This is a genomic window from Streptomyces canus (assembly GCF_030816965.1).
In the GTDB taxonomy this organism is placed as follows: domain Bacteria; phylum Actinomycetota; class Actinomycetes; order Streptomycetales; family Streptomycetaceae; genus Streptomyces; species Streptomyces canus_E.
In genome coordinates this window covers 10,141,605-10,164,110 of the sequence record NZ_JAUSYQ010000002.1, presented here as the reverse complement: position 1 = coordinate 10,164,110, position 22,506 = coordinate 10,141,605, and the positions used below count along the sequence as shown (strand labels likewise).

The following is a 22,506-nucleotide window of genomic DNA, read 5'->3' as shown; positions in this document are numbered from 1 at the left end:
ACAAAACGCGCTGGAGACGTGCGCCAGATCGATGTGGCGCCGCCGAGTGAGGTCCACGCGCGGGTTCATAGGACGGGAGTTCAGCAGAGGTCCACCACGTCGGTCAATGGCTTTCCGAACAGGTCTCGCATGGCGGACACAAAGAACTTCTCCGCCTGTTCGTGGAGGTCACACAGGCGCCGTGCTTGCCCCTGACGTGCGCGTCAAGGGCTAGCGTCTGCGCCCCGACACCGGCCGGTCGTCCGCGCTCGGCCCGTTTCCCTCGATCAGGAGCCTTCCATGGCCGCTTTCCTGCCCTCCGCCACCCGTGAGGTCCGGCTCGTCACCGTCCCTGAGGGGCTGCCCGGCCCTGAGCATTTCGCCGTCGTCGCACAGCCGCTGCCCGCGCCCGGTCCGGGACAAGTCCTCGTCCGGAACCGGTACTTCCTTGTCTTCCCCGGGTTGCGCACCCTGATCGGCGGGAAGCCCGGTGCGGTACCGCTACCGCCGATCCACGCCGGTGACGTGCTCTTCGGCCCCGCCGTCGGCGAGGTCGTCGCCGCGGGCACGGGCAGCCCACTGCAACCGGGAGATGCCGTCACGCACCTGCTCGGGTGGCGCGAGCACGCGCTGGTGGCCGCAGCCGACTGCACCCCGGTCGGCGATGTCCTGCCGGACCCGGTCGCCCACCTGTCGTCCGGGGTGGCCGCCTACGGTGCGCTCACCCGGCTTGCCGACATCCGTCCCGGCGACACGGTCCTCGTCACCGGGGCGGCCGGCGCTGTGGGGACCCTTGCCGGTCCTGTCGCCCGGCTGCTGGGAGCCGGGAGGGTCATCGGCAGTACCCGTTCCCCGGCCAAGGCCGACCGGCTGCGCACCGAGCTGGGCTATGACGCGGTGGTCGTGCCCGGCGACCGACTCCCCCCGCTCATCCAGCAGTTGGGCGCGGCGGCACCCGATGGCATCGACCTCGTGGTGGACACCGTGGGCGGCGAGCAACTGACCGCTGCGCTCAGGGTGGCTCGCCGCGGGGCCCGCTTCGCTCTCGTCGGCGCACTGGCCGGCCAGTTGTCACCGCACCGGGACGGTGACAGCGCTCCGGTGGAGATCGACACCTACCGCGTCATCACCCAGGGGATCACGCTGCGCGGCTACAGCGGCACGGACCATCCCGGGGTGGCGGAGGAATGGGCCGAACGGTTCGGCGAATGGCTGCGTTCCGGTGCGATCTCCTTTCCGTATGTGCGTATCCCGGGCATCGAACGGGCCCCTCGAGCGTTGCAGGAATTGTTCGAGGGGCGGCACTTCGGCACCGTCGTCGTGGAGCTGCCGCCACACTGAAGCACCGCCGCCGCGCGTCAGGGGCGAGCGTGCGGGCACGGAGCGAGGCGAGGTCGGGATGCGGATCGGAGATGCGGCGGCGGCAGCCGGAACCACCCCGCGGGCCCTGCGGTTCTACGAGGAGCGCGGTCTGCTGACCCCGCCGCCGCGCACGGCCACGGGCCAGCGCCGGTACGGGCCGGACGACGTGGCCCGCGTCCGCGTCATTCGGGAACTGCTCGCCCTCGGTCTGACCGTCGAGGACCTGCGCGGCATTGCCGACCGCATCCAGCTCCTGGTCGAGGATCCGCAACGGCGCTGTGCCGGCAACGACCCCGCCGGCGGCGGCTCCGGCGTGGTCGCACGCCGGTTGGCGGCCATCGACGCCGAGATCGACCGCCTCACCGGCCTGCGCACCCGCCTTGCACGGCAGACGGGACGGGCCTGAGCCTCCGTACGAGGCGTTTTCGCGGCTCGATCCCCTGGGGGCCGGACTGACCAGCAGCCGTGGCCCGGGCCCGGCGCGCGCGGCGGCATTCGAATGGGCCCCGCCCGCCGAGGCCCCGCACGGTGGCGGGGCCTCGGTACGGTTATGGCCTGCGGTGCGTCGGCACTACGGAACGGGCGCCGCGCTGCCGGTGAGCGCTCGCAGGGTCAGCGTGGAGCGAAGAGCCGTCCCGCGTTCTGCAGGACGTATCGGGCCACGTTCGTGCCGAGCGTGATCCCCGACTCGTCGGCCGACCGGGTGTGGATGCCGGAGAAGACCCGGGCGTCCACGTTCTCGTCCGAGAGCTGCTTCCAGGTGGTATAGGTCCGGGTCACCCCGGGCGCGGTGGGGCTGGTCAGGTCGAACGGGGCGGTACGGGGCCCGACCAGCACCGACAGCACGGTCTGTGCGGCGCCCGCGTAGGTGTTGTGGCCGCTCGGGTAGTCCGGATGCGCGGGCGTGGTGTGCAGCGGCGTCCAGTCCGGGTCGGGGTCGATGGTGCCGGTGCGGATCGCGGTGACGGGACGCCAGCGTTCGTAGGCGTATTTGCTGTCGGAGGTGGCGATCTGTGTGTCCACCAGCGCCACGTGGAAGAGCGCGACCAGCCGCGCCTGCCCGGCGATCCCCTGGTCCGTGCGCGAGAGCGCCACCCGCAGCGGCTCGGTGTAGAGGGTGAGGGAGGGGCCCAGCCAGAAGGTGGCCGTCTCGGTCTGGTGGGCGCTGCGCACCGTGCTGTCCGCGGCGCCGTACGCCCGCACCTCCGCGAGGTCAGTGGCGTAGCGCTCGGAGTCCACTGCGGGCGGCGGGCCGAGCCGGAACTGACTCTGAGTTCTGAGCAGGAACGGCTTGGCCAGACGATTGCCGTACTGGGCCGCCGGTGCGTACGCGGGCGGTGTCGGCTGCCAGACACCCGGCGCCGCGGGCTTCACGGGACAGGGCGCGTTGACCGAGGCAGGATCCAGGCCGTCGCCCTCTCTCGATTTCAGGACAAGATCGGCTTGCCGCTCCCCCGCCGCGACGCCCCGCTCCTCAGCCGGGCCGTCGGGGATGGCACCGAGGGTGTCCTTGTACGTCGCGTCGAGTTGCTCCGCACGGCTCGGGACCAGCGTCACCAGCGCACGGTGTACGGCCCCGGCGAGCGCCGCCTCCTGATACGCGCCGCGCTCGACGCCCGTCGGTACGCTCCGGGTGGCCCTGGCGGCCGCGAGCCAACTGATGGCCCACGTACGGCTGTTGGTGATCTGGGTGGTTGCCCCGGCCGTCGCGATGGTCTCGGCGGTGGCGTCGTACCAGGCGAGCGACGTGGACGTACGGCCGGCCGCCGAGGCCTGTGGAACGGCGACGGACGCGGTCAACAGCGCCGACGCACCCAGGGCTACGAGGGCGGGCCGCATTCTGGTCGAACTCACGTGATCTCCTTCGGTTTCGGTAGGGCTGAAAGAGCCGCTGAGGCAGAACAGGGCGAGGTGTGGCACCGGCGCCACGTGGGATCAGGTCGATTCCGTCGATTCCTTGGAGCGGGGAACCGCGCCGGCGCGGTGCGCCGACGGGCGAGACGACGGGGCGGTGCCGCGTCGCAAGGACAGCATCAGGGCCACGGCGAGCAGGCCCGCGCAGACACAGGAGGCCAGCGCGTACCCGGTCCGGGGTTGACCGTCTCCCGGGTGTCCGGAGGCGGCGTGCAGATAGACCGCCGGGACGGCGCTGAGGCAGATGGCCGCGGCGATGCGCTGGGCCATCTGCAGGACGCCGCCGCCCACTCCCGCGGCCTCGGCCGGCGCATGCTGCAGCACCTGGGTCTGGTTGGGCGAGACGGTGAGCCCTCCGGCGGTGCCGGACATCAACTGCGTCCCGGCCAGTGCCATCGGCAGCACCTCCGTCGGCACGCAGAGCGCGACCGCCGCTCCCGTCAGGGCGGCACTGATGCCCAGGAGCAGGCCGACGGTCACCGTACGCGGTCCGATCCGTCGCACGAGCCGCCAGGCGAGGGCCGAGGAGATGCCCATCCCGACCGCCCCGGGGAGGGCGACCGCCGCGGTGAGCAGAGCGGACAGACCGAGGCCGCTCTGCAGGAAGACGGTGAGCACGAGGAACGCTGCCAGTGAGGAGCCGAACTGGGCCATGGCGACGGCTGTGCCCAGCACGTACGGCTTCGAAGAGGTCAGCGCGGGGTGCACCAGCGGCTGACGGCCTCGCCGCATCCGCAGGCGCTGGTGCACAGCGAAGACGGCTGCCAGTGCGCCTGCCGCGGTGCCCCACAAAAGTGCCTCTCCCCCGCCGTCCGGGGTGCGGATGAAGGGCACCATCAGCGTCAGCGTGCAGCCGCAGAGCAGACCGAGGCCGAGGACGTCCAGCCGGGAGTTGAGGGCGGTGCGCCTGGGCGGAGGCAACCGACGGGCCGCGAGCGTCAGGGTGAGTACGGCGCACGGAGTGCTCAGCAACAGGCAGCACCGCCAACCCGCCTCGGGGCCGAGTCCGGCGACGAGCGCACCACCGAGTGGCGGGCCGAGGGCCGTGGCCACGCCGCCGGTGACCGCGTAGAGGCCAAGCGCACGCCCGCGCGCCGGCCCGTGGAAGACATCCTGAATGGTGCCGATCACCTGCGAGTTGACGAGCCCGGCCGCAGCACCCTGGACCAGCCGGGCACCGATCAGGGTCCCCGGCTCACCTCCGGTCGCAGCCGTCACCCCGGCCAGCAGGAAGGCCGCCATCCCGGCCATGAAGAGACGCTTGCGCCCGTGCAGGTCACCGAGGCTGCCACCGGGGACGAGGGCCAGGCCGAAGGCCAGCGAGTACCCGGCCACGATCCACTGGACGTCCGCCCCGCCGGCCCCGAGCGATTGCCGCATGCTCGGGATCGCGATGTTGAGGACAGCCTGGTCCAGCAGGGTCGTCGCGCCCGCCGCCATGCACACCAGCAGCACTCGCCGTGCGGCGCGGTCCTCTCCCGGGAGCACTACGCCCGCCGGGACGGCCGCGGCAGGCCCAGGTGATCGCGCAGTGCGCGGCCCGTGCAGTGGGTGCGGAACAGGCTGCGGCGGCGCACCTCGGCGAAGGCGTCCGGGCTGCCCGGCAGGTACGGAAAGTTGGCGATGAAGCCGCCGGCGGCGCGGCCGTGGAACCACTCCTCGAGGGGGTCGGCGATCTGCCGGGGCGTGCCGGTGACGGTGCGGTCGTCGTTCGCGAAGCGCCGGAACAGGTCGTAGGTGGCGTTCTTCGCGAGGCGGAGGATATCGGGGCTGGTCGGCTCCAGCACGAGACGTACGTCGACAGTGGCGCCGGTGTCGATGGCGGTGAACTCGGCGTTCTGGCCGCTCGGCCCCGCGTTCGCCGGGTCGTCGGTCGCGCCGGTACCGCAGGCATGGAAGAAGTCCACCTCGTGGGCGGTGGAGCGGAGTTCGGCGAGAAAGGCGTCACAGTCCGCGTCCGGGGCACGGGAGCGGGAGATGTCGATGACAGGCAGGGCTGTGGACTGGGCCATGGGAGATTCCTTCACGGCAGGGCGGACTCGGGCCCCACAACTACGCCAGGACGGCGGTTGGTTGACGGCGAGAGAAGGCTGCAGGCAGAAAGAGAAGAGCGAGATCGATCGCGAGCCGTCGAACGGCGATCAGCAACAGACCTGGTCGAACTGGTCGGCGCGGCGGCTCACCCAGAACGGGTCGAGCAGCACCGTGCGTGCCGGGCCAGTGGTCTCCATGGCCGGATCAAAGCACGACCGGTAAGTTGCGTCCACCATGCGTCCCAGCGCGTGAGACGCCCTTCCGCCATGTGCGACCTTGACACTCGCCGGGGCGAACGACGTACGTTGAACGGGAAAGTTCCTGACAGCTGGAGGCTTCGATGCACGTACTGGGCGCGGCACCGCGCGGTGCGTGCACTGGTACGCGGCTCATCACCCGGCGGCACGTCGACTACTGCCGCACCTCCTCCGCCGTCTGTCCTTCCGTGCACGCCTGACCTCTGCCGGCCGTCCCGTCGGCTGTCTCGTCGTGGCCAGTGGCCGCGCGTTCTCGTGCTTTCGTGTTCCCGGAAGGAACCCCATGTCCGGCCCCGCCCTGCACCTCGCCGTCGAGATCGACGGCGACGGCGCCCACCCCGCGGCCTGGCGCCGCGCCGCCCACTCCCCCGATCAGCTGCTCACCCCGCGCCGCGTGGCCCAGGTCGCCGCCATCGCCGAGAACGCCGGGTTCACCCTGATCACCCTGGACGACGGCGTGCTGCCGCCCGGCGCCTCACCGGATCCGGTGGGCCGTATCGGCGCGGTCGAGCGGGCGGCCTTCGTCGCCGCGTCCACGAGCACCATCGGGATCGCCCCCGTCGTCCCGGTGACGTATGCCGAACCCTTCCATGTCTCCAGCCAGTTGGCGTCCCTGGACCACATCTCCGCCGGTCGCGCCGGGTGGGTGGTCGCGGAGGAGGAGCGTCCCGAGGCGGCCCGCGCCTGGGGGCGCCCCCTGGTCGCCGACGCCGACGCGCGGGCCCGGGAGTCCCGGGACGGAGTGGAGGTGGCCCGCGCCCTGTGGGACTCGTGGGAAGACGACGCGGTCATCCGGTCCGTCGCCACCAGCCGCTACCTCGACCGGGAACGGCTCCACTACATCGACTTCACCGGTGACACGTATGCCGTCAAGGGCCCGGCGATCGTGCCGCGTCCGCCGCAGGGGCAGCTCGTCGTCCTGGGCCGGCCCGACCGAGTTCCGGCCGCACAACTCGACGTCGCTCTCGTCGAGGGCCGCGACCTCGCGTCGGTCGCCACAGCCGCCGCCCGCACCGCTGCCCCGCACGTCTTCGCCGAGGTCGAGGTGGCGCTGGACACCCCGGAGGCCACGGCCGCCGAACGCCTCGCCGACCTGGAACAGCACGCGCCGTGGACTGACCGGGGAAGGCTCCGGCACATCGGTTCCGCAGACCAACTGGTCGCCCTCCTGGGCGATTTGCGTCGTCACGTCGACGGAGTGCGGCTGCGTCCGCTGGTGTTGGACGAGGACCTCGCCGTCCTGTCCCGCCTCGTCCTTCCGGCCCTGTCCGAGCGGCGTCTCGTCGCCCGCCCGCTGCCCGGTACGTCCCTGCGCTCGACCCTGGGTCTGGAGCGCCCCGCCAACCGCTTCGCCGCCGCTGCCCTGGCCACCCAGGAGGACGCCCGATGACCCGCACCGATCCCCTCGACGTCCCCCGGCCGCACGCCCGGCTCCACTTCGGAGTGTTCTTCCAGGGCGTCAACCACTGGACCATCTGGTCCGCCCCCGACAGCGGCTCCCAGATCGACCCCGCCTCCTTCCGCCAGGTCGCCCAGACCGCCGAGCGCGGCCTGTTCGACGCGTTCTTCCTCGGCGAGGGACTGCGGCTGCGCGAGGTCGACGGCAGGATCCACGATCTCGACGTGGCCGGACGGCCGGACGCCATCACGCAGCTCGCCGCGCTGGCCGCGGTCACCCGCCGCATCGGCCTGGTCTCCACCTCCAACTCCACCTTCAACGAACCCGCCGATCTGGCCCGCCGCCTGTCCGGACTCGACCTACTGTCCGAGGGCCGTGCCGGCTGGAACGTGGTCACCACGGACAACGCCTGGACCGGCGCGAACTTCCGGCGCGGCGGCTACCTCGACCATGCCGACCGCTACCGGCGTGCCGAGGAGTTCCTCACCGTGGCCCGCGCCCTCTGGGACGGCTGGGAAGACGGAGCCGTCGCGGACTCCGCCGGCGCGCCCGCCTGGTCGGCACCCGGCGCCGTACACCAAGTGCGCCACCAGGGCCCGCAGTTCGACGTCGACCTCGCTCCGACCCTGCCGCGCAGCGCCCAAGGCCACCCCGTGATCTTCCAGGCCGGGGACTCCGGCGAGGGACGCGACTTCGCCGCCCGCAACGCCGACGTCATCTTCTCCGCGCACGGCAACGACTTCGACGACGCGCTGGCCTTCGCCGACGACATCCGGCGCCGACTGCGGGCGGTCGGGCGCCCGGACGACGACCTGCGGATCCTGCCCGGTACCGAGATCATCCTCGGCGCCACCGAGGAGGAGGCCCAGGAGAAGAAGCACTGGATCCGGCTCCAACAGGTCACCCCGGCAACGGCCTTGGGGATCGCCGGACTGCTGTGGGGCATCGACCTGTCCGACCGCGACGCCGACGGGCCCCTGCCCGAGGAGGACCCGGTCGTCACGGAGAACGACGGCTCCTTCGGTGCCCGGCGCATCGCCGACCCACGCGCCGTCGTGGCCGAATGGCGGGCGAAGGCTCAGGCGTACGGCTGGTCGCTGCGCGAGACCGTCATCGCACTCGGCCCGCAGCGCGGGCACGTCGGCACTCCGTCCGGCCTGGCCGACAAGTTCGCCCACTTCGTACGGCACGGCGCGATCGACGGCTTCAACGTCACGCCGTACCTCATCCCCGACGGTCTCGACGACATCGTCGACCTGCTCGTCCCGGAACTGCAGGAGCGCGGCATCTACCGCACCGAGTACACCGGCCCCACCCTGCGCGAGAACCTCGGCCTGCGCGCACCCCTCACCCACCGCTCCGCACCGGACCGACGACAGGCGGGCTGAGCCCCGGGCCGGCTCTTGTACACATGACTGACAAGAAGCTGTCACACACGGACCGGAATGCGGGTTCCACCCAGGCCCGTTCTGACTGACATGACTGTTGGAGTAGCGCTCAACGCGTCCGAGGCACCGAACCAGGTCGACGCGACCGTACAACTGGCCCAGGAAGCCGCGGAGTTCGGTCTCACGTCGGCCTGGTTCGGCCAGACCTTCGGCGCTGACTCGCCCCAGCTCGCGGCCATCGTCGGACGCGAGGTACCCGGACTGCAGGTCGGCACCTCCGCGATCCCCGTCTTCGGCCGCCACCCGCTGTTGGTCTCCAGCCAGGCCCAGACCGCCCAGGCCGCGACTCACGGCCGCTATCACCTCGGTCTGGCTCTGGGCACGAAACTGCTGACGGAGACGGGCTTCGGTCTGCCTTTCGAACGACCCATCGCCCGGCTGCGCGAATTCCTCACCGCGCTGCGGCAGTTGACCGAGACCGGCACGGCCGACTTCCACGGCGAACTGCTCACCGCCACCACTCCGATCCCGGCGCGGGTACGAGGCGCAGAGAACGGTGTCCCCCTCCTCGTCGCCGCGATGGGGCCGCAGGCGCTGCGGGTCAGCGGCGAACTGGCCGACGGGATCCTGCCCTACCTGGCCGGACCGCGCGCTCTGGCGGACCACATCGTGCCCGCCCTGACCACCGCCGCCGAGGCAGCCGGCCGCCCCGCGCCCAGGATCGTGGCCCTGGTGCCCGGCGTGGTCACGGACGACGTCGACGTGGTGCGGGCAAAGGCCACCGAGAACCTCGCGTTCTACGAACAGATCCCGTCCTACGCGCGGGTCATCGAACTCTCCGGCGGCCGGCGGGCCGCCGATCTGGCCGTGATCGGCGACGAGAAGACGGTCGAGGCCGAGGTACGCCGATACCGCGAAGCCGGCGTCACCGAGGTCGTGTTCTCGGGCACCGAGATCGCGGGAGAAGCCGACCGCCGACGCACCTGGCGACTCCTCGGCGAACTGGCCCGCTGAGTACACCATCGGCCCGACAGCCCCTGCCCCTGCCCCTGCCCCTGCCCCGCACGAAGGCCCCACGGTACGAAGGAGATTCCCCATGACCACCGAGGCCACCACAACTGACCTTCACGCCTTCACCGAGACCTGGCTGGAGTGGTACCGCGCCCAGGAGGCCCGGCTCGCCGCCCCGCACGGGTTCCTGGCGATCACCGGCCTGCACTGGCTCGACGACCGGCCGCAGCGCTTTCCGGACGCGCCCGGCGCGTGGCGCACCGGCAGCGAGGGGGTGGTCGTAGACCTCGACGACGGCGAGGAACTGGTCGTCGACGGCAAGCCTGTGCGCGGTGAACACCGCTTCGGAGTGCTTCCCGAGCGCGGCGGCGTCGACGCCGTCTGGGGAGACGCCGTCATCGAGGTCGCCCGGCGCGGTGGCCACGACATCGTGCGTCCCCGGCACCCGGACGCGCCGCTGCGCACGGCCTTCACCGGAACGCCCGCCTACGCCCCCGACCCGCGCTGGGCCGTGACGGGGCGCTACATCCCCTTCGACACGCCACGGCCGACCACCGTGGGCGCCGCGGTCGAGGGCCTTGAGCATGTGTACGACGCTCCGGGCAGGGTCGAGTTCGAGCTGGACGGGCGCCCGCTGTCGCTGACCGCGTTCCCCGGCCATGGTGCGGGCCGGCTGATGGTGCTGTTCACCGACGCGACCTCCGGAGTCACCACCTACGCCGCCAACCGGGCCCTGTCCCTCGAACCGCCCGCCGCCGACGGCACGGTCGTCCTGGACTTCAACCGCGCCGCGAACCTGCCGTGCGCCTACACGGACCTGGCCACCTGCCCGCTGCCCCCGGCCGAGAACCGGCTGCCGGTGGCGATCGAGGCGGGCCAGAAGATCCCCCGCGAGCGCGGCGGGTCCTGAGCCGGACGCGGTCGCGCTACGACTCTCGATCTGGGTGAGTGAAGTCAGTGGGCGGGCTCACGTCGCGGACACGTTTGTCATTGGGCCCCCGGTCCGGCCGGGACGGCCTGGCACTGGCTACGGGCGCCGAGGCGTTCACCCATGTTCAGCTCCAGGTCATAGATGACGTCAGGGCCGGCCATCGTCTCGCGCGAGCAGCACACCGCACCCGGAACTTCTCGCTCATGGCGGCGGCGACGGTGCCCGCCCTGCGCGCCGACCTCGACCAGGGTTGGGGCGGCTCACTCCCACATCGACGGGCTGTCCCTGAGCTTCGAGACGCGCACAGGCCGCCACTGTTGCGCGAGGGGCAAAAACCCACACGGACATGTCACACAGGAAGAAGATGGGCACCAACAGGAAGAAGTGGCTCCGGTGGCCGACACCACCGTTTTTGGGCGTCAAGTACGCCGCGGACCTCGGGCTGGACACCGAACGCTTCGACCAGGACCTCCGGTCGCACCGGGGCTCGGGCCGGATCGCCGAGGACGTGGAGTCGGCGGACCGCAGCGGCGTGGCGGACACGCCCACGTTCTTCGTCAACGGGCGCCTGCACCACGGTGCCTACGACATCACCGGCCTGTCGGCGGCGGTGCGCGCGGCCCGGGAACGGGCTGCGGCCGACGCGCGCCGAGACAGGTGACGAGCGGGAATGCAGCACCGCCCGGTGGCGTTGGAACGATCGTCTGACATGACCGAGTCAATGTATTCGGGTGTCGGCGGAAGGAGCCCCTCATGGCACGCAGCACCACGCGGCCCGTCGTCAAGCTGACGTCGACGGCCGGCACCGGAGTCACCTACGTGACCCGCAAGAACCGTCTGAACGATCCTGACCGGCTGGTCCTGCGCAAGTACGACCCGGCGGTCGGCGGACACGTCCTGTTCCGCGAGGAACGCTGACATCCGCCTTCGTCGCCCGGCGACGAAGGCCCTGCAAGGAGGCACCACCCCGATGAAGGTACGCAAGTCACTGCGCTCGCTCAAGGCCAAGCCCGGCGCCCAGGTGGTACGCCGACGGGGCGTCACCTTCGTGCTCAACAAGAAGGACCCCCGCTTCAAGGCCCGCCAGGGCTGACCCGCCTCACGCCATCCGGCCCGGTACCGCGCACGCGGTGCCGGGCCGTTGCCGTACCGGTCGAAAGGCCGTCAGTCGATTGACCGATGCCTGGAATCGGCCGCCACGGCAGGTTCGCTCTCGAGGAGAACGGTGACCACCGAGTGCGACCTGATCGAGCGGCCCACGCACGATCCCAGCGGGCTGCCGGCGGGACCGGTCGTCCCGTCGGACCCCGAGACGTCCCTCGAGATCCGCAGGTCAGAGTGGTCGCGGTGGCCGAGTGTTCTTCTCACGCCGGCCTGGACGCCGCGATCGGCGGCTTTCAAGGATTCCGAACGCATCGTCTCCGACGCCCTGGGCGCCCATGTCGGGACGGGCACGCTGTTACTGGCTGACCGGGGACTGTGGGTCTGGGCCGCTGGCACCGGCTCCGGGACCAGGACACGCACCTGCTGTGGCGAATCGGGCGACGCAAGGCGCGCCGGGCCCAGGACGTCCTGCCCGACGGCAGCTACCTCGCCCGGATGGAGGCGAACAAACACAGCAAGGCGGCCGGAACCGTCAAGACGCCGTCGGCGCCGGTCCGGGTGATCGAGTACCGCGCCGTCGGGCAGGCCGACATCGTCCGGTTCATTATCAGGCTGACCGGCCACGAGAAATACCCCGCCGAAGAACTCGCCGTCCTCTACGGTGCTCAGCGGGCGATGTCCTACACGGTGCGCCACGGGTCGATGCCGAGAGCCTGCCGCATCAGGGCGCCGATGTGCCCGGCGCCGAGGAATGCTGGTGCTCCGACAGATCGACGGCTATGGGGGCGTAAACGCGCCGACTGCATATCCGGCAGCGGCCCGGCACCGCGAGTGCGGTGCCGGGCCGATGAGGTGCTGCGCAGTGGCGTCAGCCTTGGCGGGCCTTGAAGCGGGCGTCCTTCTTGTTGATCACAAAGGTCACGCCTCGTCTGCGCACCACCTGAGCGCCGGGTTTGGCCTTCAGCAAGCGCAGGGACTTGCGTACCTTCATAGCGGCCTCCCTTTGCAGGGCCTTGCAGGGGTCAGACGGCGCGGGCCGTCAGGGACGGACGGGAGCGCTACGGCCGTAGCGTCGCTCGAAGCGCTCCACCCGGCCCGCGGTGTCCACGACCCGCGAGGTGCCGGTGTAGAACGGGTGACTCGCGGACGAGATGTCCACGTCGACGACCGGGTACGTTGTGCCGTCCTCCCACTCCACCGTGCGCTGTGTGTCGAGGGTGGAGCGGGTGAGCAGTTGGAAGCCTGCCGCGCGGTCCCGGAAGACAACGGGGCGGGAGACGGGGTGAATGCCGGACCTCATGGGTGGTGCCTCCTTGAGAAACCTCGGTCGACGACCGAGGCGGGTGTCATCGCTCTTCGCGGAACAGAACGTGCTTGTCGGCCACCGGGTCGTACTTGCGCACGACCAGCCGGTCAGGATCGTTCAGACGGTTCTTGCGGGTCACGTAGGTGACTCCGGTGCCGGCCGTCGACCTGAGCTTGACGACGGGCCGCGTGGTGCTGCGTGCCATGAGGTACTCCTTCCACCACCACCGAGTGCTTTGACTCGGTCATGTCATGCAGTCGTTGCCACAAAGCCGTCCAGCGCGTCATTCCCGACGGCCGGTTGCCGCAGCGAGCAGCCCAGCGAAGCAGATCCGTCGCACTCACTCATCGCTCCAGGCGATCGACCACCGCCCCATGGTGTCTGTCCCAGCGTGGCCACCAGCCAGCCGAAGCCGCCGCTGCCCGCCGACTCGGGGGCGAGATCGGCATGCAGGGCGTTGCCGGCCAGCAGCAGCCGGTACGCCGCATGGCCGCGGAACTCCTCCTCGCCCATGCGGCGTACCGGCAGGACCAGGGTGCGTGCCAAGCGCAGTCCGCCCGCGGCCCGCAGCCGCCGGGCCAGCCGTGCCGTCGCGCGCACGGGCGGGAAAGGGGTGAACAGGGCGTCCAGGCCCGGTGACCGGGCTTCCGCTGGCGCTCCAGCCCGGTAAAAGCGGGGGGCAGAGACTCCCAGACGTCGTGCAGTCACCGCCAGGCGGCCCCGTCGCCCGGTGCGAAGGCGTCGAGGGACTGGCGGTGGTGTCGATGTCACGGTCGGTCCAGGAGGGCGCAGCTGCCGTCGGTGAGCGGGTGGGCGAGCACGCTGGGCGCGTGGCTCCAGCGCAGCCCGTACCGGTCCAGGCGCAGCGCGGCCAGGACCGGAGAGGCGGCCGCGAGCGGGTGGAAGGCGCTGAAGACGTCGCTGACGTAGGCGGGATCGACGTCGTGGTCGTGGCGGACGGCGCCGCCCGGCTCCGGCTGCTCCTCCAGCACCTCGACGCTCCACCCGGCGTCCGCGAGCAGATTGGCGGCGCCCAGGCCGTAGGGGCCCGCCCCGATCACCACGGCGTGAGGCATGCCCGGCTCCCGCCACACCCTGCACCGACGCCTGTCGCGAAGCCTCGCACGCCTCTCGCACCTCGTTCTCGCACAGCCGGGCGAGGCGGGCCGGCATCGTGCGGTGGCGCATCTGGATCAGCGCTTCGAAGCCGACGTTGTGCAGTCCGCCGCCCGCGCCCTGGAGGGGATGCTCGTCCACGATCACCAGGCAGTGCCCGCCCCACGGCCACAGTTCGATCGCGATGCGTGCGATTCCCAGCGGCCCGGCGTGGGCCTCCGGCTCCAGGCTCACGCCTTCCTCGCAGCGGCGTACGACCGTCTCGTTGACCAGCTTGAGCGGGCCGAGCGGGACCTGGAAGCGGATCGCCGCGTCCTTGTGCGGCCACTGCCCGCGAATCGGCTCGGAATGGGAGGTTCCCACCACCCACTGCGCGTACCGGTGGCCGTCGGCGAGGACGGGCCACACAGCGCTCGGGCTGACTTGATCAGACGATGGCGAACGGCCACGGAGACCTCCGAAGGACTACCTGGACCGGGTTGCCCGTCGGCCGTGCCCCGAGTGCCCGAGCCTGAGGGGCCCGACCGACGCCCCCGGGACCGGGGTCTTGTCCCGCCGGCGGCCAGGATGGGGGCCAACGTGCGGCATCAGCCATTCGGCCGCATCCTGAAGTCCGGTCACTTAAAGCCCAAGGCCCTCAGCCAAGGGAGGTCCTGTGATCGTGCTCGCGCTCGCACTGCCCCTCCTGATGATGGCCGCCCTCCTCGCCCTGGACGCCTTCGAGAACTGGCTCTTTCCCCCCTCCGAGCCTGCCGGGAACGCACCCCCCGCACCCCCTGCGGACGCCACGCAAGACCCCGCACCCTGACGACTGATTCAGGGCAGCACACCAGCCCGTGGCTGTGCCGCATCAGGCGACGCCGTCGCAGACGCCTCAGCGTTCTCTTCGTCCCGCAGCCGGTTCGCAGGACTGTCCTTCGATGGCGCGGCCCCGCGCCACGCGCACCGTCTCCGCGGGGATCCCCCGCGGTCCCTTCGGCTGCATCGACATCCGCACACACCCCACACGACAACGTCGGCCTTCAAGACCACAACCCGTCTCGAAGGCCGACGTCACGTTAGACCCCGGAATCAACCCATCAGCGTCCGGGCGAATCATCCGGGGCCACATCCCGTGCACCTGCGGCATCACCTCGTGCCGCAGGTGCGGGAAGGCGCGTCAGTGGTGGCGGCCACCGCCGTGGTGGCGACCACCGTGGTGGCGTCCCCAGGACTCGTCGTCGATGAAGCGGTCGTGGTCGTTGCGCAGGGTGGCGGTGTCGGAGCAGTCGTCCCACACGTGGTCGTGGCGGTCCATGTAGAGGTCGCTGTCGGTGTCGTGGCCCCTGCCGGTGTGGATGCGGACCGTGGCGCGGCCCTCGAGGCGGTAGTGGTCGAAGGCTCCTACGGGCCTTGGCCGCCCGCCGCGATCACCAAGACGCGCCACCCCAGCAGCTGCCCGACCATCACCCGAAAGTGCGTAACAGCCCTCGGACTCCATGCCGGTGCTTACGAGCCGCCGGTCATGCGCGGCCGGCTTGCCGCTGTGCTGGTCGAAAAAGACGATGAGCCGCCGATGACTCCGTCGGCGTGACATCGCCGGGCAACCGCAACCGCAGACGGCCGTGTACGACTCTCCCCTTGCACATCCACCCACTGCTGAAGGAGACCCACGTGACCATCGCCCTTGACCACCACACGCCGCAGACCTTCGTCGACCCCTACGCCGCCGACCCGGCGGACAGCGCCTGGCCTGCTGCCGCAACCGGACAGGACACGGACCACCCGCTGCCGCCGCCCAACCCCTCCGAGCGCCTCAGCATCCTCATCCACCCCCGCGACCAGCACCGCCTGGCCCTGCACGCCACACTGACCGCCGCCGGCATCCCGCCCCGCCCCGAAGACCGCGACGCCATCGACCAGCTCAGCACCCTGCCCTCCAGCATCAACACCACCCTGCAACGCTGGCTGCACCACACGGCATCACAGTGACCGAACGCACCACCGTGCGTCCTGGCCCCTCCCCCAGGGCTGATCGATGGCCTCCAGGACACGGCTCTCCACATCGGACCATTCAGGATTCGTGTGGGCCGCTGAGGGTCAAAGAGCCGTTGGCATGCTGCATGGCCTCGCGTGGTCACGGCAGTGGCGTCGGGCCCTCACACCTGTGATCCCCGCCTGTACATGCCCGCAGCGCCGCGATCACCTGCTCGTAGGTGTCGGCCCATGTGTCGATCGTCAGCTGCTCACCAGGTCCGGCCTCAGCCGTGGCGTCAGCGCCGCCTTCCCGCTGTCACACGGACGCAAGACCGACACGGCTGCGGCGGAATTCGGCGGCGGCAGCCCGTATCTCCCGGGCGCCTCCCACTCCGTCCAGGACTCCCGCCAGACAGCTGCCGGTGACGCACCAGTTCCTCGACGACGTCGGCCATCGGTGCAGCCCGAGCAGGGCGTAGTACCACCCCTGGCGTTCCTCCCAGAGCAGCCGGATCCCGCCGTGCCCGGCGGTGCGGCTGACGTCCCAGGCGAGGATCATGTAGGTGGTCGGGCCGTGTTCGAGGCTGTGGTGGCTGGCCCGTACGGTGCCCGGCGGGATGCCCCGCGTGGTGAGGGCGCCGTCGACGGCCTTCACGTAAGGCCGATGGGGCAGCCCCTGGGGCGCGCCGCGACCTCCTGGCGGGTCGAGCAGCACGAGCCTTACCCCCGGCGGGTCGGGGACTGGGTCATGAGGCGCGGCGGAAGACCGCGGCCGGGCCGATGACGCCCGGCCCGAACCTGTCGCGCACGCGGTCGACGGCGGTTTCGGCGGCGAGGCGGGCTTCGCGGGCGTCATCGAGGGACAGCTGCCAGGCGACCTGGTCGGCGTCGGTGAGGTCTTCGCCCTTCAGGGCGATTCCGGTCAGGCGGCCGCGCTGCAGGCCGGCGGCATCCATCAGCTGGTAGGCGAGCCGGCGCAGGTCGTCCTCATGAGCCGAGGGCGCCGTCAGGCGGCGGGTCTTCTCCCAGTTGCTGCCGCCGGCGAACTTCAGGGTCAAGGTCAGCGCGCGGGCCACCTGGCCACGACCGCGCAGCCGGGTGCCGAGCCGGACGACCAGGTCGAGCAGGGCGGCGCGGACGACGGCGCCGTCCAGGGCGTGCTCATCGAAGCGGTGGTGCACGCTCGCCGTGGCGGGCAGGGCGCGGGGGACGACGGGGCGGGGGTCGATGCCGCGGGCCCGGTCGGCGGCCAGGCGGCCGGCCTTCCCGCCCAGCAGGCGCTGCACGGTCGCGGGCGGCACCGTGGCGAGCAGGCCCGCGCAGTGGATGCCGTAGTCGCGCAGCACGGCCGCCTGCCGCGGACCGATGCCGTGCAGGGCCTCGACCGACAGCGGTCCCAGCCAGCCGGTCACGTCCTCGGGGGCGATCGCCAGGATCCCGCCCGGCAGGGGGACTTGGCCGGAGGCTGTGGCGGCGATCGTGAAACTGGAGTACCGACGGGTTCGACCGCATCCAGCTACCGGGCGTTCGACCTGTTCATGCTGGCTGGCGAATCGGCAGTGACGTCCACTCGAAAGGGTGAAGTTCTGCCAGTAACTCGCAGATTCCGGGAGTTTCTTGCGTAATTTGCATGTCTGTGGCGGATTCCGAAACTCGCCGCTTCTCGCTGATCAGCGGGCGCGGCTCGCCAGGCCGGCCTCCCGGGCAGGAGGAAGGCCTGGCCGACGTCCTGACCCTCAGCGCCGCGGTGTTCACCCGTCGTCTCGGGAGGCGGAGCAGGCCCTCTATCAGGACACGCTCGCGGAGTACTGCTGGGCGCGGGATGTGGCGGGGCTGGCGCCGACGACGCTGAACCGCCTGGTGCAGCCGATGATCGAGGTGTGCACCTTCTACGACGTCCTGCCCTGGGAGCTGTCGCCGCGGCAGCTGGACCAGTACTTCGCCGGGGCGGGCAAGCGCGGTCACACCACGGTCCGCAAGAAGATCACCGGCATCGACCTGTACTTCGCGTTCCTCGAACAGCGGTACGCCGGGGAGATCCGGCGGCGGTTCGGGGCGGTGGTGGAGTCACCAGTCGACGCCTTCAACCGGCCCCGGCACCGGGGGACTTCGGGCTGCGGATCCCGCCCTCGCGCGCGGAGATGACGGCGTTCTTCGCCGCGTGGCGCCAGGAACTGGGCTCGGCGCGCAAGCATCCGGTCGCGGTCCGTAACTACGTGATGGCCAAGGCCGCCTACATCTCCGGGGTGCGGGCAACCGAGTTGTGCCTGGTGAGGCTGACTGGCCCTTGTTCTTGCCCACGGTGATGACACGATCCTGGGTGATCTGCGGTACCGGCACCCTGGCGGTCACCCCGCACGTTTACGTGGTCGGCCACGCAAATGGTCGGCGCACCTCGAAGCGTCCCGAGGTGGCCACCGCCGTCCTCGCGTCCGCAAATACTTGGCTAGCCACACGATTGCTGCTACGTTATTCATGTGGCCAGCCACACTTTCTCTTGAACTTCCCCCGCAGAACTGTGGAGACCCGCATGGGTGTGCCATCAGAGGGGGCCATATTGCCTTGGAGGAGCGACCCCATGTCCCACAAGAACTCCCAAGTGAAGCCTCCGATCAATCAACGCGTGCTGACCCTCGGCATCACCTCTGATGCGCTTTCGCCGGACGATTTTCCGCCGGGGGTTGCGACGCTCGAGGAGCTGGTGGCGATGAGGGAGCGCAGCTGGGCTGCGCTCCAAGCCACAGGCATCGACGGTGAGGCGGGCTATGTCAGCCTGGACCCCGACGAGGCTGAGGCCGAACTGCGCCGACTGTTCGACGGACACTCGTTCGGGGTGGTGCTCATCGGCGGCGGCATCAAGAATGTCCCGGAGTACACCGTCCTGTTCGAACGGATCGTCAACGTGCTCATCGACCTCCAGCCTGACATCCGCTTGAGCTTCAGCTCGCATCCCACGAACGTGCCCGAGGCGCTGCAACGCTGGCTCAAGAGGTCCTGACAAAGTCAGCTCACCGAACTAGGCGTGGACGTGGCGGTGGGTGATTACGGGGCCGACGGCGCCGGCCACGGCCGGGGCCTTGTCCGGCAGCGGCAGCAACTGCGTGACGTCGCCCGCGGCTTCCGCCGGTCAGCGACACCGCGAGCGGGCGCTCCACCTCTTTCCACTGCCCGTCCAGCAGTAGGCCCCGTAGGTGCACCCCCGCTCCGCCGACGCTGATCCGCCCGTGCGAGCGGCTCGAACACATCGCCGCGATGTCCTCCAGTCGCACCGGACTTCAGGTGTCACACACCGGTCAATGACACAGCCTCTCGACCGGACACGCCACCGACATACGAACCTGACCAAAACCCTGCCTCCAGTGCGCCAAGCCCTGACCAGGCGGGAGGGGTGTTGGCGCATCAACGGTTGGATCTCGGTGGCACCCCTCCCGCATGTGCCGCCCCGCACAGCGGGAGCTCCCACCGCAGAAATGATCAACCCGAGTAGGAGTTACACATGCTTGAAGGATTCGAAGACCGTTATGCCGACGTGAACGGCACCCGGCTCCACTACGTCATCGGCGGCGAAGGCGAGCCGCTGGTTCTCATGGACGGGTTTCCGCGCACCTGGCACGGCCTCCACAAGATCATGACCCCCTTGGCCGAGCATTTCCGCGTCATCGCCGTGGACTACCGCGGTCAGGGAGAGTCGGACAAGCCCGAGGGCGGCTACGACAAGAAGAACATGGCGAAGGACGTCTACGAACTGGTCCGCGGCCTCGGCTACGAGCAGGTGAACATTGCCGGTGGTGACATCGGTGCGATGGTCGCCTACAGCTTCGCCGCCAACTATCCGCAGGCCACCAAGAAGCTCGCCCTGTGGGAAGGCGCACCCTTCTCGCAGGTCTTCCAGGACTTCGCCAAGCCGTTCCCCAGGCCCGGTGATCTGAACCTGTGGATATACCCGTTGAGCCAGGTCGAGGGACTGCCCGCCAAGCTTCTCGCGGGGCGGTTCCGGCACGTGATCGACTGGTCGGCCGAACACCTCGCGCTCCACCCGGAACGGATCAGTGAGGAGAGCCGGGCCATCTACGCCCAGGCCTACGACACACCCGAGGCGCTGACCGCGGGCTTCGGCGTATTCCGTACCTTCCACCAGGATGTCGCCGACAACGACTCGTACGCCTCGCTGGAGATGCCCGTCTTGGCTATCGCCAATCAGGGCGCCGACTTCATGCGGCCAATGATGGAGGGCAAGGCCAAGGACATCAGTTACAGCGGCATCGAGGACAGCGGCCACTTCGTCGCGGAGGAGCAGCCGGAGGCCCTGGTAGCTGAACTGGAAAAGTTCTTCGGCTGACTCCCCACCCAGTGAGCGGCTTGAGTCGCAAGCTCCCAGAGCCGGCAAGCTCGTCACCGGCGTCACTGCCTGTCCGCTCGACCAGGCGGCCACGGTCCAGCAGGTCAGCGACGCTGGGCAGGTGCGGGCAATCCCGTCCTGACCGCCAACCCGGACCTGGTCGAGCGGCTCCGCGCCGGTGCGCCGCTGAACACCCCCGACCCGGCGACCTTCTACGGCGGCGGAGTGGCCGGCTACACCGACTACCCCACCCACACCGTCTGAGGAACCGAACCATGCCCATCCCCGAACCCCGCATGCCCACGACGGCCGGCGCAGGACCGATGAGCTACGCGATCTTCCAACTCGCCCGCGCCCACCGCGCCTACGCCGCCGCCATGCTCCGCGAGATAGACCTGCATCTGGGACAGGAACTGCTGCTGATGCAACTCCTGGACCGGGACGGCCAGACCCAGTCCGAGCTGCTCGACAGCGTCGGCCTGGACCACTCCACCGTCTCCAAGTCCCTTCGCCGCATGCAGGACGCCGGCCTGCTCATCCGTGAGCCGGCCGCACATGACCGGCGCGTCATGGTCGTCCACCTCACCGACAAGGGCCGGGCGATGCGCGAGCCCCTGGCAGCCATGTGGCGGGCCCTGGAGGAGACCTCCGCACGGGACCTCTCGGCGCAGCAGGCGGAGTCCTTCGTCCGCACGGCCTACGCCATCGCCGACGCGATCAACAGCCGCGCGCTGCCACGGGAAGAGTCTGAGTAACTCCCCTCGGATTGCACCCCGGTTTCGGAACAAGTCCGGTGAGCCGAGCCGGCGGATGCGGCGCGGTGCCCCGCTCACCCCGGTACGTCAGGGAGAACGGGCTGAGCGGGTCCTCAGCGTCAGGGGCAAGCGCGAGCTGTCCCGGTGCGGGCAGGCGGAACTCGTCCGGGGGAAGGGGCAGGGAAAGGGCAACACTCCTCCCAAGGGGATGTCGAGCCCCTCCCCTTCGCCAGCCAGGCTGAGGACGGCGGCATCCCCCGCGTCCCGTTCACCGTCAACCCCTGCAAGCTCCTGCCGACCGGCGGTGGCCCCGTGCCGCAGATCCGCCCATCACAGGCCCGCCCCTTGAGCGACCCGGGCCGACGGCGCCCCCGTCTGCGCCACCTGATCCCCCACTCCTGACCTGATGGAAAGTGAGACCCCCATGACCACCACCCTGCCCGTCCTCGTCGTCGGCGCGACCGGCTCCCTCGGCGGCAAGGTCGTCGACGAACTGCTGGGGCGCGGCAAGAACGTCCGCGCCCTGGTCCGGCCGACCACCGACGCCAGCAAGCTGGAAAGCCGGGGTGTCGAGATCGCCCGCGGCGACATGCTCGACCTCGACTCGCTCGTCGCCGCCATGAACGGCGCCGACGCCGTCATCACCACCGCCGCCGGCTACACCCGCGGCGGCAAGAACGCCCACGACATCGACACCATCGGCAACGCCAACCTCGCCGAGGCCGCCCACCGCACCGGCATCCGGCGGTTCGTCCTGACCAGCATCCTCACCAGCGACCAGACGCCCCAGGTCCCGCACTTCTGGCACAAGAAGCTCGCCGAGGACAAGCTCGAACAGCTCGGCGTCCCCTTCGTCGCACTGCGACCTGGGGCGTTCCTCGACCAGGTCGCGAGCATGGCGGGCGACCCTGTCGACAAGGGCCGCATGGTGTGGATCGGCAAGGCCACCGTCCCGCTGACCTTCGTCCACACCTCCGACCTCGCGGCCTACCTGGCAGCCGCCGTCGACGCCGACGCCGAGGCCGGTGAGCGGATCGACATCGGCTGGGACCGTCCGGTCAGCATGCGCGAGATGGCCGACCTGATGGGCCGCCGGGCCGGGAAGAAGATCAAGGTGGTGGCCATCCCGTCCGCCGTCGCCCGCGCCGCAGGAGCCGTCGCCGGCCGCTTCATGCCCCTGATCAAGGACCTGGCCGCGATGTTCCGCTGGTTCGAAACCGGCCGCTACGTCGCCGACCCCCGCCGCCAGGAGCAGCTGTTCGGCCCCGTCCCCCAAGCCGAAGACGCCCTCGCCCGGTACACCGACGAGCTGCGCACCGCACAGCACCGGTGACAGGCCCGCGTCCCCTCCCCCGCCGCCCGGCGGCCTGACCAGGACGCCTCGGGCCGATCCCTCCTGGCCGAACCACTCCACAACCGTTCCGGCCGAACCGAACGGGTGACGGGGCGCGCGCTCAGCGCTTCCCCAGCCGGCATGAGGGGGCTCGAAGCCCTGCGATCGCGGGGGCTTCACCCGGTGTCCCCCATTGACAACCAGATGTCCGCAACTGCCTGAGCGATTCGCCGGATGTCGACAGAGGATCGAGAGGTGCTGCGGCGAACACCTCGCCCCGGGCCGCAGCGGGCGGGGCCACCGACCTGCCCGCGCAGGTGTT

General features: G+C 70.6%; 24 protein-coding genes and 5 pseudogenes. 18 read left to right on the top strand and 11 right to left on the bottom strand.

The window, feature by feature from the left end; genetic code table 11:
* Nucleotides 1-279: 279 nt before the first annotated feature.
* Together QF027_RS47590 and QF027_RS47585 are read left to right on the top strand one after the other, a co-directional pair.
* Entirely contained in the window at nucleotides 280-1,320 is a 1,041-nt protein-coding gene (locus QF027_RS47590) for an MDR family NADP-dependent oxidoreductase (RefSeq protein WP_307081864.1), read from the top strand.
* 58 nt (nucleotides 1,321-1,378) lie between these two features.
* Nucleotides 1,379-1,747, top strand: coding sequence for a MerR family transcriptional regulator (locus tag QF027_RS47585; RefSeq protein WP_306972625.1), 369 nt, complete (start codon nucleotides 1,379-1,381; stop codon nucleotides 1,745-1,747).
* 206 nt (nucleotides 1,748-1,953) lie between these two features.
* On the opposite strand, the gene QF027_RS47580 is transcribed toward QF027_RS47585, so the two are convergent.
* The 3 genes from QF027_RS47580 to QF027_RS47570 form a co-directional block, all read right to left on the bottom strand.
* Nucleotides 1,954-3,195: a vanadium-dependent haloperoxidase gene (locus QF027_RS47580; RefSeq protein ID WP_307081861.1), complete on the bottom strand. Its 1,242-nt coding sequence runs from the start codon at nucleotides 3,193-3,195 to the stop codon at nucleotides 1,954-1,956.
* A gap of 81 nt (nucleotides 3,196-3,276) precedes the next feature.
* Nucleotides 3,277-4,743 carry an MFS transporter gene (locus QF027_RS47575; RefSeq protein WP_307081859.1) on the bottom strand — a complete coding sequence of 489 codons (1,467 nt, stop codon included), beginning with the start codon at nucleotides 4,741-4,743 and terminating at the stop codon, nucleotides 3,277-3,279.
* The gene (locus QF027_RS47570; protein ID WP_307081857.1) at nucleotides 4,743-5,267 is read right to left on the bottom strand and encodes a hypothetical protein; all 525 of its coding nucleotides are present in this window, start codon (nucleotides 5,265-5,267) and stop codon (nucleotides 4,743-4,745) included. Before QF027_RS47570 ends, QF027_RS47575 begins: the two co-directional genes overlap by 1 nt.
* Before the next feature lie 562 nt (nucleotides 5,268-5,829).
* Here QF027_RS47570 and QF027_RS47565 point away from each other — a divergent pair.
* The 8 genes and pseudogenes from QF027_RS47565 (at nucleotide 5,830) to QF027_RS47530 (ending at nucleotide 12,267) form a co-directional block, all read left to right on the top strand.
* The gene (locus QF027_RS47565) at nucleotides 5,830-6,936 is read left to right on the top strand and encodes an LLM class flavin-dependent oxidoreductase (RefSeq protein WP_307081855.1); all 1,107 of its coding nucleotides are present in this window, start codon (nucleotides 5,830-5,832) and stop codon (nucleotides 6,934-6,936) included.
* Nucleotides 6,933-8,333 (top strand): NtaA/DmoA family FMN-dependent monooxygenase, encoded by a 1,401-nt coding sequence (locus QF027_RS47560; protein ID WP_307081853.1) that lies wholly within the window; start codon nucleotides 6,933-6,935, stop codon nucleotides 8,331-8,333. Before QF027_RS47565 ends, QF027_RS47560 begins: the two co-directional genes overlap by 4 nt.
* A 90-nt stretch (nucleotides 8,334-8,423) precedes the next feature.
* The gene (locus tag QF027_RS47555) at nucleotides 8,424-9,347 is read left to right on the top strand and encodes an LLM class F420-dependent oxidoreductase (RefSeq protein WP_307081851.1); all 924 of its coding nucleotides are present in this window, start codon (nucleotides 8,424-8,426) and stop codon (nucleotides 9,345-9,347) included.
* An 82-nt stretch (nucleotides 9,348-9,429) separates the two neighbouring features.
* The gene (locus QF027_RS47550; protein WP_307081848.1) at nucleotides 9,430-10,254 is read left to right on the top strand and encodes a DUF1684 domain-containing protein; all 825 of its coding nucleotides are present in this window, start codon (nucleotides 9,430-9,432) and stop codon (nucleotides 10,252-10,254) included.
* A gap of 310 nt (nucleotides 10,255-10,564) precedes the next feature.
* Nucleotides 10,565-10,936: pseudogene (locus QF027_RS47545) on the top strand (DsbA family protein); the annotation flags it as partial.
* A gap of 92 nt (nucleotides 10,937-11,028) precedes the next feature.
* Nucleotides 11,029-11,193, top strand: coding sequence for a 50S ribosomal protein L33 (gene rpmG, locus QF027_RS47540; RefSeq protein ID WP_306972639.1), 165 nt, complete (start codon nucleotides 11,029-11,031; stop codon nucleotides 11,191-11,193).
* A 52-nt stretch (nucleotides 11,194-11,245) separates the two neighbouring features.
* Nucleotides 11,246-11,368 (top strand): type B 50S ribosomal protein L36, encoded by a 123-nt coding sequence (ykgO, locus tag QF027_RS47535; protein WP_046258531.1) that lies wholly within the window; start codon nucleotides 11,246-11,248, stop codon nucleotides 11,366-11,368.
* Between the two features lie 386 nt (nucleotides 11,369-11,754).
* Nucleotides 11,755-12,267 carry a hypothetical protein gene (locus QF027_RS47530; protein WP_307081846.1) on the top strand — a complete coding sequence of 171 codons (513 nt, stop codon included), beginning with the start codon at nucleotides 11,755-11,757 and terminating at the stop codon, nucleotides 12,265-12,267.
* Here QF027_RS47530 and QF027_RS47525 read toward each other — a convergent pair.
* The 5 genes and pseudogenes from QF027_RS47525 to QF027_RS47505 form a co-directional block, all read right to left on the bottom strand.
* Nucleotides 12,248-12,370, bottom strand: coding sequence for a ribosomal protein bL36 (locus QF027_RS47525; protein ID WP_307081844.1), 123 nt, complete (start codon nucleotides 12,368-12,370; stop codon nucleotides 12,248-12,250). The two genes, QF027_RS47530 and QF027_RS47525, sit on opposite strands and share 20 nt — an antisense overlap.
* Nucleotides 12,371-12,418: 48 nt before the next feature.
* Nucleotides 12,419-12,679, bottom strand: a complete 261-nt coding sequence (locus tag QF027_RS47520; RefSeq protein WP_307081842.1) for a type B 50S ribosomal protein L31 — start codon at nucleotides 12,677-12,679, stop codon at nucleotides 12,419-12,421.
* 46 nt (nucleotides 12,680-12,725) lie between these two features.
* Nucleotides 12,726-12,890: a 50S ribosomal protein L33 gene (gene rpmG, locus QF027_RS47515; RefSeq protein ID WP_306972648.1), complete on the bottom strand. Its 165-nt coding sequence runs from the start codon at nucleotides 12,888-12,890 to the stop codon at nucleotides 12,726-12,728.
* A 173-nt stretch (nucleotides 12,891-13,063) separates the two neighbouring features.
* A pseudogene (locus QF027_RS47510) lies at nucleotides 13,064-13,761 on the bottom strand (phytoene desaturase family protein); the annotation flags it as partial.
* Nucleotides 13,757-14,250 (bottom strand): annotated as a pseudogene (locus QF027_RS47505) (SRPBCC family protein); the annotation flags it as partial. The pseudogenes QF027_RS47505 and QF027_RS47510, both read right to left, overlap by 5 nt.
* A gap of 206 nt (nucleotides 14,251-14,456) precedes the next feature.
* Here QF027_RS47505 and QF027_RS47500 point away from each other — a divergent pair.
* A complete protein-coding gene (locus QF027_RS47500; protein WP_306972649.1) occupies nucleotides 14,457-14,609 on the top strand; it encodes a hypothetical protein in 153 nt (50 codons plus the stop codon).
* Between the two features lie 351 nt (nucleotides 14,610-14,960).
* Here the strand turns inward: QF027_RS47500 and QF027_RS47495 are convergent.
* Nucleotides 14,961-15,179: pseudogene (locus QF027_RS47495) on the bottom strand (lamin tail domain-containing protein); the annotation flags it as partial.
* A gap of 275 nt (nucleotides 15,180-15,454) precedes the next feature.
* Between QF027_RS47495 and QF027_RS47490 the strand changes: the two are divergent.
* The gene (locus QF027_RS47490; protein WP_307081840.1) at nucleotides 15,455-15,772 is read left to right on the top strand and encodes a hypothetical protein; all 318 of its coding nucleotides are present in this window, start codon (nucleotides 15,455-15,457) and stop codon (nucleotides 15,770-15,772) included.
* Nucleotides 15,773-16,073: 301 nt separating this feature from the next.
* Here QF027_RS47490 and QF027_RS47485 read toward each other — a convergent pair whose 3' ends face one another.
* Together QF027_RS47485 and QF027_RS47480 are read right to left on the bottom strand one after the other, a co-directional pair.
* Nucleotides 16,074-16,412, bottom strand: a complete 339-nt coding sequence (locus QF027_RS47485) for a DUF6292 family protein (RefSeq protein WP_307081838.1) — start codon at nucleotides 16,410-16,412, stop codon at nucleotides 16,074-16,076.
* Between the two features lie 91 nt (nucleotides 16,413-16,503).
* Complete coding sequence (locus QF027_RS47480) at nucleotides 16,504-17,169, bottom strand: DNA polymerase Y family protein (protein WP_307081836.1); 666 nt, start codon at nucleotides 17,167-17,169, stop codon at nucleotides 16,504-16,506.
* 412 nt (nucleotides 17,170-17,581) lie between these two features.
* On the opposite strand from QF027_RS47480, the gene QF027_RS47475 reads away from it, so the two are divergent.
* From QF027_RS47475 to QF027_RS47450, 6 genes and pseudogenes are all read left to right on the top strand, one after another.
* A complete protein-coding gene (locus QF027_RS47475; RefSeq protein ID WP_307081834.1) occupies nucleotides 17,582-17,902 on the top strand; it encodes a hypothetical protein in 321 nt (106 codons plus the stop codon).
* 433 nt (nucleotides 17,903-18,335) lie between these two features.
* Nucleotides 18,336-18,755: a hypothetical protein gene (locus QF027_RS47470; RefSeq protein ID WP_307081833.1), complete on the top strand. Its 420-nt coding sequence runs from the start codon at nucleotides 18,336-18,338 to the stop codon at nucleotides 18,753-18,755.
* Nucleotides 18,756-19,253: 498 nt separating this feature from the next.
* A complete protein-coding gene (locus QF027_RS47465; protein ID WP_306972656.1) occupies nucleotides 19,254-20,096 on the top strand; it encodes an alpha/beta fold hydrolase in 843 nt (280 codons plus the stop codon).
* 144 nt (nucleotides 20,097-20,240) lie between these two features.
* Nucleotides 20,241-20,360: pseudogene (locus QF027_RS47460) on the top strand (alkene reductase); the annotation flags it as partial.
* 11 nt (nucleotides 20,361-20,371) lie between these two features.
* A complete protein-coding gene (locus tag QF027_RS47455; RefSeq protein WP_307081831.1) occupies nucleotides 20,372-20,851 on the top strand; it encodes a MarR family winged helix-turn-helix transcriptional regulator in 480 nt (159 codons plus the stop codon).
* Between the two features lie 424 nt (nucleotides 20,852-21,275).
* The gene (locus QF027_RS47450) at nucleotides 21,276-22,184 is read left to right on the top strand and encodes an SDR family oxidoreductase (protein WP_307081828.1); all 909 of its coding nucleotides are present in this window, start codon (nucleotides 21,276-21,278) and stop codon (nucleotides 22,182-22,184) included.
* Nucleotides 22,185-22,506: the final 322 nt, after the last annotated feature.